The sequence below is a fragment of the Streptomyces sp. UF-297 genome (assembly GCF_058245575.1).
The window spans coordinates 50,855-68,187 of record NZ_JBSIBZ010000048.1; the positions used below are offsets into that span (position 1 = coordinate 50,855).

Annotated in this window: 15 protein-coding genes; 11 read left to right on the top strand and 4 right to left on the bottom strand. The window is 72.2% G+C overall.

All coding sequences use genetic code 11. The features are described from left to right. The first annotated feature begins 20 nt into the window (after positions 1-20). The gene (gene sucB, locus AC4IJH_RS25155; protein ID WP_490854114.1) at positions 21-1,769 is read left to right on the top strand and encodes a 2-oxoglutarate dehydrogenase, E2 component, dihydrolipoamide succinyltransferase; all 1,749 of its coding nucleotides are present in this window, start codon (positions 21-23) and stop codon (positions 1,767-1,769) included. A gap of 78 nt (positions 1,770-1,847) precedes the next feature. On the opposite strand, the gene AC4IJH_RS25160 is transcribed toward sucB, so the two are convergent. Beyond that, a complete protein-coding gene (locus AC4IJH_RS25160) occupies positions 1,848-2,606 on the bottom strand; it encodes a hypothetical protein (RefSeq protein WP_490854115.1) in 759 nt (252 codons plus the stop codon). A gap of 203 nt (positions 2,607-2,809) precedes the next feature. Between AC4IJH_RS25160 and AC4IJH_RS25165 the strand changes: the two genes are divergently transcribed. The 3 genes from AC4IJH_RS25165 to AC4IJH_RS25175 all read left to right on the top strand — a co-directional run bounded on the left by AC4IJH_RS25165 (position 2,810) and on the right by AC4IJH_RS25175 (position 7,623). Then, positions 2,810-3,433 (top strand): GntR family transcriptional regulator, encoded by a 624-nt coding sequence (locus AC4IJH_RS25165; protein WP_490854116.1) that lies wholly within the window; start codon positions 2,810-2,812, stop codon positions 3,431-3,433. A 240-nt stretch (positions 3,434-3,673) separates the two neighbouring features. Further along, the gene (gene aceE, locus AC4IJH_RS25170; protein WP_490854117.1) at positions 3,674-6,334 is read left to right on the top strand and encodes a pyruvate dehydrogenase (acetyl-transferring), homodimeric type; all 2,661 of its coding nucleotides are present in this window, start codon (positions 3,674-3,676) and stop codon (positions 6,332-6,334) included. 317 nt (positions 6,335-6,651) lie between these two features. Then, positions 6,652-7,623 (top strand): helix-turn-helix transcriptional regulator, encoded by a 972-nt coding sequence (locus AC4IJH_RS25175; RefSeq protein WP_490854118.1) that lies wholly within the window; start codon positions 6,652-6,654, stop codon positions 7,621-7,623. Between the two features lie 7 nt (positions 7,624-7,630). Here the strand turns inward: AC4IJH_RS25175 and AC4IJH_RS25180 are convergent, their stop codons facing one another. Further along, positions 7,631-8,554 carry an SDR family oxidoreductase gene (locus AC4IJH_RS25180; protein ID WP_490854119.1) on the bottom strand — a complete coding sequence of 308 codons (924 nt, stop codon included), beginning with the start codon at positions 8,552-8,554 and terminating at the stop codon, positions 7,631-7,633. A gap of 169 nt (positions 8,555-8,723) precedes the next feature. Here AC4IJH_RS25180 and AC4IJH_RS25185 point away from each other — a divergent pair, with 169 nt between their 5' ends. Then, positions 8,724-9,242, top strand: a complete 519-nt coding sequence (locus tag AC4IJH_RS25185; RefSeq protein WP_490854132.1) for a DUF4240 domain-containing protein — start codon at positions 8,724-8,726, stop codon at positions 9,240-9,242. Here the strand turns inward: AC4IJH_RS25185 and AC4IJH_RS25190 are convergent. Continuing rightward, complete coding sequence (locus AC4IJH_RS25190; RefSeq protein WP_490854120.1) at positions 9,232-9,753, bottom strand: GNAT family N-acetyltransferase; 522 nt, start codon at positions 9,751-9,753, stop codon at positions 9,232-9,234. The two genes, AC4IJH_RS25185 and AC4IJH_RS25190, sit on opposite strands and share 11 nt — an antisense overlap. Before the next feature lie 54 nt (positions 9,754-9,807). Between AC4IJH_RS25190 and AC4IJH_RS25195 the strand changes: the two genes are divergently transcribed. Both AC4IJH_RS25195 and AC4IJH_RS25200 read left to right on the top strand, forming a co-directional pair. Continuing rightward, positions 9,808-10,710 carry a TIGR01777 family oxidoreductase gene (locus AC4IJH_RS25195; protein ID WP_490854121.1) on the top strand — a complete coding sequence of 301 codons (903 nt, stop codon included), beginning with the start codon at positions 9,808-9,810 and terminating at the stop codon, positions 10,708-10,710. A 97-nt stretch (positions 10,711-10,807) separates the two neighbouring features. Continuing rightward, complete coding sequence (locus tag AC4IJH_RS25200; protein ID WP_490854122.1) at positions 10,808-12,094, top strand: FAD-dependent oxidoreductase; 1,287 nt, start codon at positions 10,808-10,810, stop codon at positions 12,092-12,094. A gap of 246 nt (positions 12,095-12,340) precedes the next feature. Here AC4IJH_RS25200 and AC4IJH_RS25205 read toward each other — a convergent pair whose 3' ends face one another. Beyond that, the gene (locus tag AC4IJH_RS25205; protein WP_490854123.1) at positions 12,341-13,795 is read right to left on the bottom strand and encodes an NsdA family TPR-like regulatory protein; all 1,455 of its coding nucleotides are present in this window, start codon (positions 13,793-13,795) and stop codon (positions 12,341-12,343) included. A 334-nt stretch (positions 13,796-14,129) separates the two neighbouring features. Between AC4IJH_RS25205 and lipB the strand changes: the two genes are divergently transcribed. The 4 genes from lipB (at position 14,130) to AC4IJH_RS25225 (ending at position 17,288) form a co-directional block, all read left to right on the top strand. Further along, complete coding sequence (gene lipB, locus AC4IJH_RS25210) at positions 14,130-14,945, top strand: lipoyl(octanoyl) transferase LipB (protein WP_490854124.1); 816 nt, start codon at positions 14,130-14,132, stop codon at positions 14,943-14,945. A 147-nt stretch (positions 14,946-15,092) separates the two neighbouring features. Continuing rightward, positions 15,093-16,058 (top strand): lipoyl synthase, encoded by a 966-nt coding sequence (locus tag AC4IJH_RS25215; RefSeq protein ID WP_490854125.1) that lies wholly within the window; start codon positions 15,093-15,095, stop codon positions 16,056-16,058. A gap of 254 nt (positions 16,059-16,312) precedes the next feature. Beyond that, the gene (locus tag AC4IJH_RS25220; protein WP_490854126.1) at positions 16,313-16,561 is read left to right on the top strand and encodes an SCO2195 family GlnR-regulated protein; all 249 of its coding nucleotides are present in this window, start codon (positions 16,313-16,315) and stop codon (positions 16,559-16,561) included. A 10-nt stretch (positions 16,562-16,571) separates the two neighbouring features. Next, positions 16,572-17,288 carry a DUF4191 domain-containing protein gene (locus AC4IJH_RS25225; RefSeq protein ID WP_490854127.1) on the top strand — a complete coding sequence of 239 codons (717 nt, stop codon included), beginning with the start codon at positions 16,572-16,574 and terminating at the stop codon, positions 17,286-17,288. Positions 17,289-17,333 lie beyond the last annotated feature (45 nt).

A 17,333-nucleotide genomic window follows, 5' to 3' on the forward strand; every position in this document is an offset into this window, starting at 1 on the left:
TGTAAGGAGCAAGAGAAACCATGGCGGTTTCCGTAACCCTGCCGGCGCTCGGCGAGAGCGTCACCGAGGGCACCGTCACCCGCTGGCTCAAGGCCGAGGGTGAGCGTGTAGAGGCCGACGAGCCGCTGCTCGAGGTGTCGACCGACAAGGTCGACACCGAGATCCCGGCTCCCGCCTCCGGCGTCCTGGCCTCCATCAAGGTGGCCGAGGACGAGACCGTTGAGGTCGGCGCCGAGCTGGCCATCATCGACGACGGCACCGGTGCGCCGGCTGCCGCCCCGGCTCCGGCCGCTGCCGAGGCCCCCGCCGAGCAGCCCGAGCCCACCCCGGCCCCCGCCGCCGAGGCTCCGGCCCCGGCCGCCGAGGCCCCCGCCGCCGCCCCGGCCGGCGACGCCTCCGGCACCGACGTGCTGCTGCCCGCGCTGGGCGAGTCCGTCACCGAGGGCACCGTCACCCGCTGGCTCAAGGAGGTCGGCGAGGAGGTCTCCGAGGACGAGCCGCTGCTCGAGGTCTCCACCGACAAGGTCGACACCGAGATCCCGGCCCCCGCCTCCGGCGTGCTGCTGGAGATCGTGGTCGGCGAGGACGAGACCGCCGAGGTCGGCGCCAAGCTCGCCGTGATCGGTGCCGCTGGTGCTGCCCCGGCCCCGGCCGCCGCACCCGCTGCTCCGGCCCCGGCCCCGGCCGCTCAGCCCGAGCCCACCCCGGCTCCGGCGCCCGCCCCGGCGGCGCCCGCTGCCCCGGCCGCTCCGGCCGCCCCGGCTCCGGCTCCGGCTCCGGTCCAGGCGGCTCCGGCCGCTGCCGCCCCGGCCCCGGTCACCCCGGCCGCGGGTGAGGGCGACGGCGCGTACGTCACCCCGCTGGTGCGCAAGCTGGCCCAGGAGAACGGCGTCAACCTCGCCTCGGTCAAGGGCACCGGCGTCGGTGGCCGTATCCGCAAGCAGGACGTCATCGCCGCCGCGGAGGCCGCCAAGGCCGCCGCTCCGGCCGCTGCCGCCCCCGCCGCGGCAGCGACCTCCAAGGCTCCGGCCATCGAGGCGTCGCCGCTGCGCGGCCAGACCGTCAAGATGCCGCGGATGCGCAAGGTCATCGGCGACAACATGATGAAGGCCCTGCACGGCCAGGCGCAGCTGACCTCCGTGGTCGAGGTGGACATCACCAAGATCATGAAGATGCGCAACAAGGCCAAGGAGGCGTTCGCGGCGCGCGAGGGCGTCAAGCTCTCCCCGATGCCGTTCTTCGTCAAGGCCGCTGTCCAGGCGCTGAAGGCCCACCCGGTCGTCAACGCCCGGATCAACGACGACGAGGGCACCATCTCGTACTTCGACGTCGAGAACGTCGGTATCGCGGTGGACGCGGAGAAGGGCCTGATGACCCCGGTCATCAAGGGTGCGGGCGACCTCAACATCGCCGGCATCGCCCGTAAGACCGCGGAGCTGGCGGGCAAGGCCCGCTCCAACAAGCTCACCCCGGACGACATGTTCGGCGCGACCTTCACGATCAGCAACACCGGCTCGCGCGGTGCGCTGTTCGACACGGTCATCGTGCCGCCGAACCAGGTCGGCATCCTGGGCATCGGTGCCACCGTCAAGCGCCCGGTGGTCATCAACCACCCGGAGCTGGGCGAGACCATCGCCATCCGGGACATGACCTACCTGGCCCTGTCCTACGACCACCGTCTGGTGGACGGCGCCGACGCGGCCCGTTACCTGACCACGGTCAAGCAGATCCTGGAGGCGGCGGAGTTCGAGACCGAGATCGGTCTGTGAACCGCTGACCCCTGTGGGCCGTGAAGGCCGCGCCCCCGACCGGAACTCCGGTCGGGGGCGCGGCTGTTGTGGCACCGGCTAGCGCGTCAGCCGCCGGTCCGACCACCCCACCAGCGACGCCACCCACACGTTCGGGATCTGCGCCGGGTGGGCGTAGGGCAGATTGCGGGTCCGGTAGGCCCGCAGGACGTCGTGCGTGGCGTCCAGGCAGTCCCGGGAGCCGAACTTCCCGGTCCTGGGGTCCACCCCCACCAGGAACCCGCGGGCCGCCACCTTGCGGATCATCACGCGCGCCGCGGCCACGTCACCCGTGGGCGTCGTCCGGCAGCGGTAGCGCGTGTAGGGGAACTTGGAGCGGCCCGGGTAGTGGGTGTCCCAGGCCATGTCGTGCAGCATCTGCCGGCGGCTGCCCTCAGCGTCCCAGGCGCCGATGTAGCCGCCGGGCGGCGTGTAGAGCTTGTCGCTGGGGTTCTCCACCGCCCCGTACACCCACCGGCCGGTGCCGGGGATCTTGAATCCCCATCCCACGTGCCCGAACTTCTGCGCCCCGTCCGGCTTGACGAAGACGCAGGCCGCGCCGCCGCCTCCCGCCGCCGCGGGGCCCCGCTGGACGCCCAGCGCGTCCGAGGGCGTCGTCGCTGCCGGCGCGGAGGCCCCGCCCGGCTTCTTGTCTGCCGCCTTTGCGTCCGTCTTCCCGCCGCCTGCGCCACCGCAGGCCGTCACCGTGGCGAGGGTGACCACGGCGGCCACGAGGCCGAGCCCCGCCCGCCTGCCACCGGCCGTCCTGTTGCCTGCCGTCGAGTCGTCTGCCGTCGAGTTGAGAATCGTGCCGATCATCTCTCCCCCAAACACTCCCGGGGACAGCGCCCCGGAGAATCCCCCACGCGTCTTGGCACACACCCCCACGCCCGCCCGGAGTTCCCGTACGGGTACCTCTGTGGCGACTTGGGGACACAGCAGGGACCGATCCTGTACATCCGGGATTACGGACCGCCACGGACGGCGATAATGGCCCTCGCCGCTGACCCGAGGAGCCGTTCATGACCCCGCCCGTCGTCCATTCGCTGCGCGAGCAGATCCGCGAGCACATCCTCGAGGGGATCGTCAGCGGCCGCTGGCAGCCGGGCGAGCGGATCGTGGAGCGGCGGATCGCGGTGGAGCTGGAGGTCAGCCAGACGCCCGTACGGGAAGCGCTGCGCGAGCTGGAGTCGCTGCAGCTGATCGAGTCGGCGCCGAACAAGGGCGTACGGGTACGGAATCTGACCGCGGACGATCTCAAGGAGAGCTATCCCGTACGCGCCGGGCTGGAGCAGGTGGCCGCCGAGCTGGCCGCCGCCCGGCTGGCCAAGGACGCGACGGCGCTGGAGCGCGAGGTGGCCGAGCTGTGCGAGGCCGACCGCGCGGGCGACGGCGAGGCGCAGGTGCGGCACACCGTCGCCTTCCACCGCGAGATCGTGCGGGCGGCGGGCAACTCGGTGCTGCTGCACAGCTGGGAGTCGCTGGGGATCGAGGTGTGGACGACGCTGTCCATCCGCTGGTTCAGCCCCGAGCCGCGCTCGCACGCCCGCGACCACCAGGAGATCGTGGACGCCTTCAAGCGCCGCGACCCCAAGATCGGCGAGCTGCTGAAGACCCACGTCCTCAGCTGCGCCCCGAGGGTCTGAACCTCCTCCCCCGCAGTGCGCCCCACCGGGCTTCCGGCGGGGCGCACCTGCGTTTCTGAGGCCAGGACCATCTGGCACCCCGTGCCATAAAGGCTGACACCCCGTGCCGACCTGCGGATATTTGTCAAATGCGCGTTGATCGATCATCGATCAGAGGCGTATGGTCACTGTCGGGGCGCGACACCCCTGCCTGCCAGCGAGAGCTCGCACTCCTTCCCTTCGTCCGGAAAGGGGCCACCCATGCCCGACCCCGTACGCATGCCGTACAGCCAGCTCGACCAGATCCCGGACCGTGATCCCGAGGAGACGGCCGAGTGGCGCGAGTCCCTTGAGGCCGTCACGAAGGCAGCCGGTCCGCACCGCGCCGCGTATCTGATGCGCCGCACCCTGGAGGGCACCGACGCCCCGGGCCTGGCACCCCTGACAACGGACTACGTCAACACCATCCCCACCTCCGCCGAGCCCGCCTTCCCGGGCGACGAGGCCATGGAGGCGCGGATCACCGCCTGGAACCGCTGGAACGCCGCCGCGATGGTCACCCGCGGCTCCCGCCTGGGCCTGGGCGGCCACATCGCCACCTTCGCCTCGGCGGCCTGGCTCTACGAGACCGGCTTCCAGCACTTCTTCCGCGGCAAGGAGGCCGACGGCAGCGGCGACCAGCTCTACATCCAGGGCCACGCCTCCCCCGGCATCTACGCCCGCGCCTTCCTGGAAGGCCGCCTCACCGAGGACCAGCTGGACCGCTTCCGCCAGGAGGCGGCCGGCGACGGCCTGCCCTCCTACCCCCACCCGCGGCGCCTGCCCTGGCTGTGGGAGTTCCCCACCGTCTCCATGGGCCTGGGCCCGCTCTCCGCGATCTACCAGGCGCGCTTCAACCGCTACCTGGAGCACCGCGGCATCAAGGACACCTCCCACTCCCACGTCTGGGCGTTCCTGGGCGACGGCGAGATGGACGAGCCCGAGTCGACCGCCGCACTGGCGCTGGCCGGACGCGAGGGCCTGGACAACCTCACCTTCGTCATCAACTGCAACCTGCAGCGCCTGGACGGCCCGGTCCGCCCCAACTTCAAGATCGTGCAGGAGCTGGAGGCGCAGTTCCGCGCGGCCGGCTGGAACGTGATCAAGTCGCTGTGGGGACAGGCCTGGGACGAGGTCTTCGCCCAGGACACCGACGGCGCGCTGCTGCGCCGCCTGCGCGCGACGCCCGACGCCCAGTTCCAGACGTACGCCACCCGCGACGCCGCCTACCTGCGCGACCACTTCTTCGGCGCGGAGGACTCCCTCAAGCGCATCGCGCAGGGCCTGACCGACGCCAAGCTGCTGGAGCTGTTCCAGACCTCCCGCGCGGGCCACGAGCCGCGCAAGGTGTACGCCGCGTACAAGGCCGCCACCGAGCACAAGGGCGCGCCCACCGTCATCCTGGCGCAGACCGTCAAGGGCTACACCCTCGGCGCGGGCTTCGAGTCCCGCAACGCCAACCACCAGATGAAGAAGCTGACGGGCAAGGAGTTCCGCACCATGCGCGACCTCCTCGAACTCCCCATCCCCGACAGCGCGTTGGACGCGGACGTGGTCCCCTACGCCCACCCGGGCGAGAACTCCCCCGAGATGGCCTACCTGCGCGAGCGCCGCGCGGCCCTGGGCGGCCCCGCGCCAGCCCGCAAGGTCGCCGCCAAGCCGCTGCCGATGCCCTCCGACAAGGCCTTCGACGCCCTGAAGAAGGGCTCGGGCTCGCAGGAGATCGCCACGACCATGGCGTTCGTACGGCTGGTCAAGGACCTGATGCGGGACAAGGAGACCGGCAAGCGCTGGGTCCCGGTCGTGCCCGACGAGGCCCGTACCTTCGGCATGGAGTCGCTCTTCCCCTCCGCGGGCCTCTACTCCCCCGTGGGCCAGACCTACGACCCCGTCGACCGCGACCAGCTTCTCTACTACAAGGAAGCGCGCGACGGCCAGATCCTCAACGAGGGCATCACAGAGGCCGGTTCGCTGGCCGACTTCACCGCGGCGGCGACCTCGTACGCCACCCACGGCGAGCCGATGATCCCCTTCTACATCTTCTACTCGATGTTCGGCTGGCAGCGCACCGCCGACCAGTTCTGGGCGCTGGCCGACCAGTTGGGCCGCGGCTTCGTCATCGGCGCCACGGCAGGCCGTACGACCATGACGGGCGAGGGCCTCCAGCACGCCGACGGCCACTCCCACCTGATCGCCTCCACCAACCCGGCGGCCCTCTCCTACGACCCGGCCTTCGCCTACGAGGTGTCGGTCATCGTCAAGGAGGGCCTGCGCCGGATGTACGGCCCCGACGCCGAGGACGTCTTCTACTACCTCACCGTCTACAACGAGACCAAGGTCCAGCCGGCCATGCCCGAGGGTGTCGAAGAGGGCATCCTCAAGGGCCTGTACCGCTACCGCGAGGCCAGTGGCGCGAGCGCCGAGACCCCGCGCCTGCAGCTGCTGGCCTCCGGCACCGCCGTCCACTGGGCCCTGGAGGCCCAGCGGCTGCTCACCGAGGAGTGGGGCGTGGCCGCGGACGTGTGGTCGGCCCCGTCCTGGACCGAGCTGCGCCGGGACGCCCTGGCGTGCGACGCGGCCCGCCTGGAGGGCGAGGACCGCATTCCGTACGTGACCCGCGCCCTGGCCGGTGCCCCCGGCCCGGTCGTCGCGGTCAGCGACTGGATGCGCGCCGTACCGGACCAGATCGCCCCGTGGGTCGAGCAGGACTGGGTCTCCATCGGCACCGACGGCTTCGGCCTCTCCGACACCCGCGAGGCGGCCCGCCGCCACTTCGGCGTCGACCCGCAGTCGGTGGTCGTCCAGGCCCTGGCCGCGCTCGCCCGCCGCGGCGAGGTCAAGCCGGAGACCGTCAAGGAGGCCAAGGTCCGCTACGGCCTGTAGCCCCCGAGCCGTGGGCCGGGCACCGGTTGCCCCCGGCACCCGCCCCACGGCCCCCAACTCCCGTGCGGAGGCCCACCATCCGCGCCCGGGGCCTTCGCACGGGAACCTTCACGGCGTGCCGGACCGGCGTTCCGGGGGCCTGAACAGGCGTTTGCCGCCTGCGGCTGGGTCGGGCTTCACAGCTGGGCGGGTTTCACATCTGCCCCGTTTTCGCCTCAACCCTTCTTTTTCCCCTCCGCCCACCCCCCTTCGGGGGGTGGGCGGGTGTAGGGACCAGGGTCCGTTCGATTGTCAGTGCCGCCCGGCATCATGGCCTCATGCGTGCTGCCCGGCTGATCAAGATGGTGCTGCTGCTCCAGTCCCGGCCGTCGATGACGGGGGCCGAGCTGGCGCGCGAGCTGGAGGTATCCGAGCGCACGGTCGCGCGGGACGTGCTGTCCCTGTCCGAGGCCGGGGTGCCCGTGTACGCCGACCGCGGCCGTACGGGCGGCTACCGCCTCATCGGCGGCTACCGCACCCGCCTGACGGGCCTGGGCCGCAGCGAGGCGGAGGCGCTGTTCCTGTCCGGAGTGCCCGCCGCGCTGCGCGGGATGGGGCTGGCCGACGCCGCCTCCGCCGCCCGGCTGAAGGTTTCCGCCGCCCTGCTGCCCGAGCTGCGCGACGCGGCCGCCGGCGCCGCCCAGCGCTTCCACCTCGACGCCCCCGCCTGGTATCAGGAGCCCGCGACCCCCGAGCTGCTGCCCGCCGTCGCCGACGCGGTGTGGGACGACCGGTGGCTGTGCGCCCGCTACCGCCGCAAGGACAAGGACACCGAGGTCGAGCGCGAGCTGGAGCCGTACGGCCTCGTGCTCAAGGCGGGCGTCTGGTATCTGGCGGCCCGCTCCCAAGGGGAGTACCGCGTCTACCGCGTGGACCGTTTCAGCACCGTCGCCGTCGGCGAGGAGCGCTTCACCCGCGACGAGGACTTCGACCTGCCCGCCTTCTGGGAGGAGCGCGCCGAGCAGTTCCAGCGCTCCATCCTGCGCGAGGAGGCGGTGCTCAGGCTCTCCCCGGCCGGCGCCCGCTCCCTGCCCCATGTCACCGACCGCGCCGCCGCCCGCGAGGCCCTGGAGAAGGCCCAGGAGCCCGACGCGCAGGGCCGGATCACCCTCACCCTGCCCGTCGAGTCCCTCGATGTCGCCTTCGGCCAGCTGCTCGGGCTGGGCCCGGAGTGCGAGGTCCTTCAGCCGTACGCGCTGCGCGAGCGCTTCAAGGACGCGGCAGCCCGGATGCGCGGCCTCTACCGATGAGCGGCCGCTACCGATAACCCGTCACATCCGCGGGCCTGCCCGCCTGCTCGACCTCGGTGATGTAGCGCCAGGCGTCCGGCACCGAGCCGTCCACGTCCGTGAGGCCGTACTCCTGCGCCAGCCCGCCGCTGGAGAGCGAGGCACCGTTGAAGCGGGCCACATCCGGGTCCGCGGCCAGTGCCGCCAGCGCCCGTCCGACGAAGGTCGGCGTCTCGGAGATGGCGAAGTGCGGGTTCTGCTCGCACCCGGCCAGCCAGTTCTCCTCCGTCACCTTGAAGTACGTGTCCAGCATGGCCTCCGAGCGCAGCCAGCCCGGCGTCAGGCACACCGCCGTACAGCCGTACTCCTGCACCTCCTTGGCCAGCCCGCGCGCCATCCTCAGCGGCGCGGACTTCGCCAGGTCGTAGTAGAAGGGCTCGCGGTAGCGGCGGTTGAACTCCTCGGTCCCGTCCGTCACTTCGACCACCAGGCCGCCCGGGTTGCGGATCAGCAGCGGCAGGGCGTAGCGGCTGGTGACGATGTGCGACTCGACCCCGAGGCGCAGGATGCGCAGTCCCTTCTCCAGGTCGTGCTCCCACATCTTCTTGCCCCACTCGACGTGGACATCGCCGCCCCACAGGTCGTTGACCAGCACATCCAGCCGCCCCTGCTCGCGGTCGATGCGCTCGGTGAGCGCCTGCACCCGGGCCGGCTCCAGATGGTCGGTCGGTACGGCGATACCGGTGCCGCCCGCCGCCGTCACCAGCTCGGCGCTCTCCTCGATCGTCTCCGTGGCCCGGCCGACCTCGCTGACCTTCTCGCGCGTGGTCCGCCCGGTCACATACACCGTGGCCCCGGCCCGCCCCAGCTCCACGGCCATCGCCCGGCCCGCGCCCCGCGTCGCCCCCGCGACCAGCGCGATCTTCCCCTTCAGTGCCTGTTCTGTGCTCATGTCCACAGCCTCACAGCCATACCCGACAGCTTCTGTCTGGATTTCCGTGCGAATTTCCGCCTGGCTTTCCCTGCGCACTTCCCGGGCACATGTGCGTCGGTAACGACCACGCAGCATCTGGGGTACTCCGCGTGCGGGCCGGGGCCGTAGGCCCGATGCTGGTCCCGTGATGGACGAGACGGAGTTCTGGGAGCTGATCGACGGCTCCCGCCGGGCCGCCGAGGGCGATCCCGAGGAGCAGGCCGATGTGCTGGTCGAGCGGCTGCTCCGGCTCGATCCGGACTCCGTCGTGGACTTCGCCCGCCACTTCGAGTCCCGCTACAACCGCGCCTACACCTGGGAGCTGTGGGCCGCGGCGGCCGTCCTCCTGGACGGCGCCAGCGACGACGTCTTCGACTACTTCCGCTGCTGGCTGATCGGCCAGGGCCGGGAGGTCTTCGAGGGGGCGCTGCACGGCCCCGACCACCTGGCGGACCTGCTGGACGACTTCGACGAGGAGGTCGACGGGGACGCGGAGGAGCTGGGGTACGCGGCCGACGAGGCGTACGAGCAGATGACCGGCACCGTGATGCCCGACCTGGGCCTGCCGCCGCAGCCCCGCGAGCCCCTGGGCACGGTCATCGACTTCGAGGACGACGACGCCCTGGCGGAACGGTTCCCCGCCCTGTGGGACCGCTTCAGGGCGTGACCGCGGCGCTGCCCCGCTCCGCGCCGACCGTCTTGCCCATCAGCACGTCGTCGACGTACTCGCCGTCCAGCAGGAACTCCCCCGGCAGCACGCCCTCCACCGCATAGCCCACCGACGCGTACAGCCTGCGCGCCGGGGCGTTGTGCCCCAGCACCCGCAGCGTCAGCCGTCGTGCGCCCTGCTCCACGGCCCGCTCGTCCGCCGCGTACAGCAGCGCCCTGGCCACGCCGTGGCCGCGCGCCCAGGCGTCCACGACCAGCCCCCGGATCTGGCGTACGTGGGCATTGCACTCCAGCGGCGTCGGCCGGTCCAGCCGCAGGTACCCCGCCGGGCGCCCCTCCAGCTCCGCCACCAGGATCTTCTCGACGCTCTGCGCGTCGCTGAAGAACGGCTCGTACGGGGGCTGCGGGCGGGGCTTGACGGCGTGCAGGGGCGTCCAGCTGCGCCGGTCCAGTGCGGCCAGTGCGGCATCGTCGGCCAGGACGGCGTTGCGTATGGTCACTTCGGGCATGTGGATCACTGTGCCACGCGGCCGGTGTGCCCCGCCCCCGGATTTTTCGGCAGTATGGGCCTCATGCGGATTGCGATCACCGGCTCGACCGGGCTCATCGGCACAGCGCTCGTACGCTCCCTGCGCGGCGACGGGCACGACGTCGTCCGTCTCGTACGGCACCCGCCGCGGGCGGCCGACGAGGTGGCCTGGGACCCCAAGCGCCGCACCGTGGACACCTCCGAGCTCGCGGGCTGCGAGGCGGTCGTCCACCTCGCGGGCGCGGGCGTCGGCGACCACCGCTGGACGGCGGCCTACAAGCGGGAGATCCGCGACAGCCGCGTCCTGGGCACGGAAGCGATCGCCACCGCCATCGCCTCCCTGGACACCCCGCCCCGGACCTTCGTCTGCGGCAGCGCCATCGGCTACTACGGCGATACGGGCGCGCGCCGCACCGACGAGTCCGCGCCGCCCGGCGAGGGCTTCCTGCCCGGGGTCTGCGTGGACTGGGAGGCCGCCGCCCAGCCCGCGCTCGACGCCGGGGTGCGGACCACCTTCGCCCGCACCGGACTGGTCGTGGCCCGCGAGGGCGGCGCCTGGGGACGCCTGTTCCCGCTGTTCAAACTGGGCCTGGGCGGACGTCTGGGCAACGGCCGCCAGTACTGGTCGTTCATCTCGCTGACGGACCACATCGCGGCCCTGCGCCACCTCATCGACACCGAGGGCCTCTCGGGCCCGGTCAACCTCACCGCCCCCGAGCCCGTCACCAACCGCGAGGTCACCCGGGCCATGGGCCGCGCCCTGCACCGCCCCACCCTCTTCACCGCCCCGGCCCCGGCGCTGCGCATCGCCCTCGGCGAGTTCGCCCAGGACGTCCTGGGCAGCCAGCGGGTCGTCCCCCGGGCGCTGCTGGACTCCGGCTTCGCCTTCTGCCACCCCACCATCGACGCCTCCATCCAGGCGGCCCTGCGCCGGTGAGCGCACCCGTGCGCGGGCAACGCGCGACTGCCAACGGCGCCGAGGCGGTTTACGGTCCAGCTCACGAACTCGGGTATCCCGCACCGTGGTTGAGGGCATGAGCCCTGAGCCGGGCGCATACCACCGGGACCGACCTCGGGGAGGCAGCATGCTCCGCACCGCAACGCGCGCGGACGCCGCGGGCACGGATGTCGTCGTCATCGGAGCCGGCCTCGCCGGCCTCGCCGCCGCTCACCACCTGACCAGCGCCGGAATCTCCGTCACCGTTCTTGAGGCCGCGCCGCACATCGGCGGCCGGGCCACCACCGAGCACCTGGACGGCTTCCGTCTGGACCGCACGGGCCAGTTGCTCATCACCTCCTTCCCCGAACTCCGCCGCACCCCGGGCCTCAACGGCCTGGCACTGCGGCCCTTCTCCCCCGGCGTCCTGATCCACACCGGCGACCGGATCCAGCGCATCGGCACCCCCCGGAGCACAAGGGGCGCACTCTCGGCAGCGCGCGCCCTCTCGCGCGCCGACCGTCCCGTGACCGAGGCCCTGACGGCCCGCGCCCCCTTCCCGGCCTTCCCGCCCCGCACCCCCGACAGCTTCCTGCGCCCCCTCCTGCGGGCCCTGCTGTGCGATGCGCCCCTGCGCGGCTCCAGCCGCAGCGCCGCCCAGGCCCTGCGCTCCTTCGCCACCGGCCGGCTGTGCCTGCCCGCCGGCGGCGCCTCGGCCCTGCCCGACCTCCTCGCCGCCTCGCTGCCCCCCGGAACCATCCGTACGTCCACCCGCGCCGTCTCGGTCTCCACCACCAGCGTCACCACCGCCGATCACGGCCAACTCCCCTGCCGCGCCGCGCTCGTGGCCACCGGAGCGCGCGACGCGGCGGAGCTTCTGCCCGGGCTGCGCGTCCCCGACTTCCACCCCGTGACCATCCTGCACCACACCACTGACACTCCCCCGCTGCGCGAACCCGCTCTGCTTCTGGCCACGGACGGCCCGGTGGCCCACACCTTCGTCGCCAGCGAGACCGACCCCTCGCGCACTCCGCCCGGCCGCGTACTGATCACCACCACGGTCCTGGGCACCCCCGCCACCCTCACCACGACCGCCCTGGACAAGACCGTCCGCCCCCACCTGGAGCGGCTCTACGGCACCCGCACCGACGACTGGCGCCTACTGGCCGTACACCACGACCCGTACGCCGTCCCCGCCATGTCCGTCCCCCACGACCCGCAGCGCCCCGTACGCGTCCTGGCGGGCCTCTACGTCTGCGGCGACCACCGCGACACCAGCACCGTCCAGGGCGCCCTCCACTCCGGCCGCCGCGCGGCCCACGCCATGCTGAAGGACTTCGCCCTCCCCGACTTCCAGGAGCCCTGCGAACTCATCGCCGCCTAGCCGCACCGGGGACAGCCGCCTCATAGCCCCGGCTCCGCCGGGCTCGTCCTCAAACGCCGGACGGGCCGGATTTTCGACGAGCAGCCCCACCCACCGGTGACCGCGCACACCGACGGAAGGCAACGGGCCGGAGGGGCCCGGGTGTCGGACGTAAAGCGAAGCAGTCCGACACCCGGGCCCCGGAGGCCCGTTCCCGACCCCACCCACCAGGCCGGCGCGCCGCAGGCGAAAAGCACCACATCGGCCTCAGCCCAGCGCAGCGACCCGCTCCCGATACCCCCGCACCGCCGCCGCATCCCGATACGGCTCCAGCCGCCGCTCGAAGTCCCGCACATACTCCAGCGCCCGCACCGACCGCATCTCGGACGCCTGCAACGCCGCCTCGGCCCCCAGCGCGCACGCCTGCTCCAGCTCGCCCAGCCCCAGCCGCGCCGTGGCCAGCACCACCCGGCAGAACAGCCGGCTGCGGGCGAACCCGGCCCCGCGCAGTTGCAGCGACCGCTCGGCGTGCTGCGCCGCCGCCCGGTACTGCTGCAGATCCCGGTGGCAGTGCGCGAGTTCGTCGGCGAGCTGCGCCTCGTCGAAGAACCGCGCCCAGTGCGGCACGTCGTCCCCCGGCCGCGCCGTCTCCAGCGCCCGCTCCGCCCGCGCCAGGGAGGCCGTGCAGGCCCGTACCTCGCCCAGGACGCCGTGCCCCCGCCCCTCCGCGGAGTGCAGCAGCGCCTGGACCACGGGCGGCGCACTGCTGCCCACGCCCTGCTGTGCCACCCGCGCCAGCTGTACGGCCTCCCGCCCGTGCCCGAGGTAGACCGCCTGCCGGCTCATCGTGACCAGGACGAACGAGCCGTAGGCGCGGTCCCCGGCGGCCTGCGAGAGCCGCAGTGCCTGCACGAAGTAGCGCTGCGCCAGCCCATGGGCGGCGATGTCGTACGAGGTCCACCCGGCGAGCCGGGTCAGGTCGGCGGCGGCCGCGAACAGCCGCCGGCCCATCGCCTCGCCGTAGGTACCCCGCAGCATCGGCTCTGCCTCGTGCTCCAGGTAGCGCACCAGCGCCTGGCGGGCGTGCCCGCCTCCGTAGGCGTGGTCCAGGGTGCGGAACAGCTCGCCCACCGACCGCAGGGCGGCGATGTCCCCGGCCGATACGCGGTAGCCGTGCGCGCGGTCCACGCGGTCGGTCTGGCGCTGCCGGGGCACCGACATGCGGCCCTGTACGGGCACCCGTCCGGTGACCTCGGCGGCCGGGTCGCCGTGCGCCACGCGCTCGTCGGCCCGGCCGATGAGCCAGTCCCGGCTGGGGACGACCAGTCCGGCCGGGGTGAACGCGATCTTGCGGAGTTCGGCGTGACTGCCGGAGTCCTTGCGCCACAGCCCGCTGACGATGTCCACCGCCTCGGCGGGCGAGGCGGCGAACTCGAGCCCGGCGTACACCGGCGCACACGCGTCCAGGCCGAGGTCCTGGGCGGAGAGGCGTCGGCCGAGTCTGCGGGTGAACACCTCCGCGATCAGGGCGGGTGTGGTGCCTCTGGGCTGCTGGCCGCGCAGCCACCGGGTCACCGACGTCTTGTCGTAGCGAAGATCCAGGCCGTGCTCCAGGCCGAGTTGATCGACCCGTCGGGCCAGACCGGCATTGGAAAATCCCGCCTCGGCGATGAGCGCGGCGAGCTGGCGGTTGGGCGTGCGCTGTGGGGGTCGTTCCGTCATCAGCTTTACCGGTCTCCTGCCTTCCGGGCTGCGCTGCCCGGGCTCGGCTGACCCCGTCCGGCGCGCTCCTCGCCCTCCTGGAACGGCGTGAATGTAACGGCCCCTGACGCCCTTCTCGCCACCTTCGCCCCGCATTCATCCGATCGTGTGAGCAGGGCTCGTACGCGTCTACAGGGGGTTCACAGGGGTTCCACAAACGGCGCGCACCTGCTGGTCGGCGCCCCGTAACCGGCCGCCTGCAACTGCCGCACCCGACCGCCGTACAGTGGCATGGGCGCAACTACACATCACAAACGCACCTAAAGGGCAATTAAGGGTGCGAAGAGGAGCTGCCGTGACCGCGATCTCTCGGGGGGAGACCCCCGTACCCGAGGGTCTTCGCTTCGTTCACCTGGGTTTCGGAGCCGGCGCCGTCGAATACGAGGCGGCTTGGCAGGAGCAGCGACGGGTGCACGCCGCCCGTTTCGCCGACGATATTCCGGACACCTGCCTGCTGCTGGAGCATCCGCCCGTCTACACGGCGGGGCGGCGCACGGAAGACAGCGAGCGCCCCCTGGACGGCACGCCGGTCATCGATGTGGACCGCGGCGGGAAGATCACCTGGCACGGCCCCGGCCAGCTCGTCGGCTACCCGATCCAGAAGCTGCCGCGCCCCGTGGACGTCGTCGCGCACGTCCGCCGCCTGGAAGAGGCCCTGATACGCACCTGCGCCGAGTTCGGCCTGGAGACCACCCGCGTCGAGGGCCGCAGCGGCGTATGGGTCCTGGGCGACCCCGTGGCCGAGCGCCCCTCGCTCGGCGGCCTCTCCCTCGACTTCGCCCCCCGGACCGCCGACGAGGAGTTCGACCCGCGGCTGAACGGGCCGGAGTACGCCCCCTCCAACGCCGGCCAGCGCCGCGAGGACCGCAAGCTGGCCGCGATCGGCATCCGCGTCGCCAAGGGCGTCACGATGCACGGCTTCTCGCTGAACGTGAACCCGGACAACACCTGGTTCGACAAGATCGTGCCCTGCGGCATCCGCGACGCGGGTGTGACCTCGCTCTCCAACGAGCTCGGCCGCGAGATCACCATCGCCGACGTCCTGCCCGCTGTCGAGAAGCACCTGCGGGACGTCCTGGAGAACGCCGAGCTCCTCCCCCGCGCCGTCTGAGGCCGGCTCCCGAGGGCCCCGGCGGGCCCGCGGGAATGCGCCCCCGCCCCGCGGGGTTGGCCTGCACAGCCTTGGCGCGTAAAAACGTGCGAATTATCGGGCGTACCCTGGTGTACGCCGAAGAAACGAAGTCGTAGGGAGCCGGACGTGTCCGCTGTCGCACCCGACGGACGCAAGATGCTGCGCCTGGAGGTCCGGAACAGCCAGACCCCCATCGAGCGCAAGCCCGAGTGGATCAAGACCCGGGCGAAGATGGGCCCCGAGTACAACGCCCTGCAAAAGCTCGTCAAGACCGAGGATCTGCACACCGTCTGCCAAGAGGCCGGCTGTCCCAACATCTACGAGTGCTGGGAAGACCGCGAGGCCACCTTCCTCATCGGCGGTGAGCAGTGCACGCGGCGCTGCGACTTCTGCCTGATCGACACCGGCAAGCCGGAGCCCCTGGACCGCGACGAGCCGCGCCGGGTCGGCGAGTCCGTGGTCAAGATGGACCTGAACTACGCCACGATCACCGGCGTCGCCCGCGACGACCTGGAGGACGGCGGCGCCTGGCTGTACGCGGAGACCGTGCGCCAGATCCACGCGATGACGGCCGAGCGCGCCGACGGCTACACCAAGGTCGAGCTGCTCATCCCCGACTTCAACGCCGAGCCCGACCAGCTCGCCGAGGTCTTCTCCTCCCGCCCCGAGGTCCTCGGGCACAACGTGGAGACCGTGCCGCGCATCTTCAAGCGCATCCGCCCCGGCTTCCGCTTCGAGCGCTCGATGGAGGTCATCACCCGCGCCCGCGAGGCCGGCCTGATCACCAAGTCGAACCTCATCCTGGGCATGGGCGAGACCCGCGAGGAGATCACCGACGCGCTGCGGCAGATGCACGACGCGGGCTGCGAGCTCATCACGATCACCCAGTACCTGCGCCCCTCGCCGCGGCACCACCCCGTGGAGCGCTGGGTCAAGCCGGCCGAGTTCGTGGAGCTGAAGGAGGAGGCCGAGCAGATCGGCTTCTCCGGCGTCATGTCCGGCCCGCTGGTCCGCTCCTCCTACCGCGCCGGCCGCCTCTACCAGCAGGCGATCGAGAAGCGTGAGGTGGAGGCCTCCACCCAGGCGGTGTGAGTCCCGCGACGGAATGAGCCCGGGGTGCGCTGAGCGCGGGTACGGCACCGAGTGCCAGTCCTGCGGCATGTGCCTCGTGTGAATCCCCGCACATCCGCAACGACGCGGCCCGTACGTTCCCAGGTGAGGGACGGTGCGGGCCGCGTCAACGTTTCATAGGTGTTTGACCTCCGGGTCATCCGTTGGTAACACCGATCGGTGACGATGGCTTCACCCCCCGTTACCCCCGCTCCTCCTACGAAGGGGACCTTGCCATGCAGGCAGCGCCCGCTCGCGCCACCGCCGCTCTCCCCATCCCGTCCGTCCCCATCCCGTCCGTCCCGATCCCGTCCGTCACCGGCGCCCTGCGCGCGGTGGAGTCCCTGCTGATGCGCGGCGGACAGCGCACCGCCCGCCGCAACGCCTGGACCGCGGTGCTGGAGGACCGCCGCCGGGCCAAGGACCGCCGCGAGGCCCAGCACGTACTGGAGGCCGTGGCGTCGGAGGGCCCGAGCGACACGTAAACTGCGCTTTATGGCGAGGAAGGCAAACTCAGACGGCGCTGCCGGCGCTGCGAACCCCGGGCGGCTGAAGCAGATCGCCCTGACCTACAAGATGACCCGTCGGGTCGACTCCAAGGTCGGTCTGGTCGTCGCTGGCGTGGGCATCGTCGTATTCGGCGTGATCCTCGCCCTCGGCTTCCTGATCGGCCACCCCATCTACGCGGGCATCCTGGGCTTCCTGCTGGCCTTCCTCGCGATGGCGATCATCTTCGGCCGCCGTGCCGAGCGTGCCGCCTTCGGTCAGATGGAGGGCCAGCCGGGCGCGGCGGCCGCGGTACTGGACAACGTCGGCCGCGGCTGGACGGTCACACCCGCCGTGGCGATGAACCGCAGCCAGGACGTCGTGCACCGCGCGGTCGGCAAGGCCGGCATCGTGCTGGTCGGCGAGGGCAACCCGAACCGGCTGCGCAGCCTCCTGGCCGCGGAGAAGAAGCGCATGGCCCGCACGGTCGCCGACGCCCCCGTCCACGACATCGTGGTGGGCGACGGCGAGGACCAGGTCCCGCTGAAGAAGCTGCGCACGACCCTGCTCAAGCTCCCGCGCGTGCTGCCCGGCGCCCAGGTCACGGCCGTCAACGACCGCCTGCGCGCCCTCGGCGACCTCATGAGCAACATGCCCATCCCCAAGGGCCCGATGCCCGGACGCGGCATGCGGATGCCCAAGGGCGGCGGCGGCAAGATGCGCTGAGCGCGTCCCGCATGACATAAGGCGGTGGCCCGGAACCTGTGGGGT

What these genes read in the sequence shown, in the direction of transcription:
- sucB (WP_490854114.1), top strand. Translation starts at nt 21, where the DNA reads ATGGCGGTTTCCGTAACCCTGCCGGCGCTCGGCGAGAGCGTCACCGAG.
- AC4IJH_RS25160 (WP_490854115.1), bottom strand. Translation starts at nt 2,606, where the DNA reads ATGATCGGCACGATTCTCAACTCGACGGCAGACGACTCGACGGCAGGC.
- AC4IJH_RS25165 (WP_490854116.1), top strand. Translation starts at nt 2,810, where the DNA reads ATGACCCCGCCCGTCGTCCATTCGCTGCGCGAGCAGATCCGCGAGCAC.
- aceE (WP_490854117.1), top strand. Translation starts at nt 3,674, where the DNA reads ATGCCCGACCCCGTACGCATGCCGTACAGCCAGCTCGACCAGATCCCG.
- AC4IJH_RS25175 (WP_490854118.1), top strand. Translation starts at nt 6,652, where the DNA reads ATGCGTGCTGCCCGGCTGATCAAGATGGTGCTGCTGCTCCAGTCCCGG.
- AC4IJH_RS25180 (WP_490854119.1), bottom strand. Translation starts at nt 8,554, where the DNA reads ATGAGCACAGAACAGGCACTGAAGGGGAAGATCGCGCTGGTCGCGGGG.
- AC4IJH_RS25185 (WP_490854132.1), top strand. Translation starts at nt 8,724, where the DNA reads ATGGACGAGACGGAGTTCTGGGAGCTGATCGACGGCTCCCGCCGGGCC.
- AC4IJH_RS25190 (WP_490854120.1), bottom strand. Translation starts at nt 9,753, where the DNA reads ATGCCCGAAGTGACCATACGCAACGCCGTCCTGGCCGACGATGCCGCA.
- AC4IJH_RS25195 (WP_490854121.1), top strand. Translation starts at nt 9,808, where the DNA reads ATGGGCCTCATGCGGATTGCGATCACCGGCTCGACCGGGCTCATCGGC.
- AC4IJH_RS25200 (WP_490854122.1), top strand. Translation starts at nt 10,808, where the DNA reads ATGAGCCCTGAGCCGGGCGCATACCACCGGGACCGACCTCGGGGAGGC.
- AC4IJH_RS25205 (WP_490854123.1), bottom strand. Translation starts at nt 13,795, where the DNA reads ATGACGGAACGACCCCCACAGCGCACGCCCAACCGCCAGCTCGCCGCG.
- AC4IJH_RS25220 (WP_490854126.1), top strand. Translation starts at nt 16,313, where the DNA reads ATGCAGGCAGCGCCCGCTCGCGCCACCGCCGCTCTCCCCATCCCGTCC.
- AC4IJH_RS25225 (WP_490854127.1), top strand. Translation starts at nt 16,572, where the DNA reads ATGGCGAGGAAGGCAAACTCAGACGGCGCTGCCGGCGCTGCGAACCCC.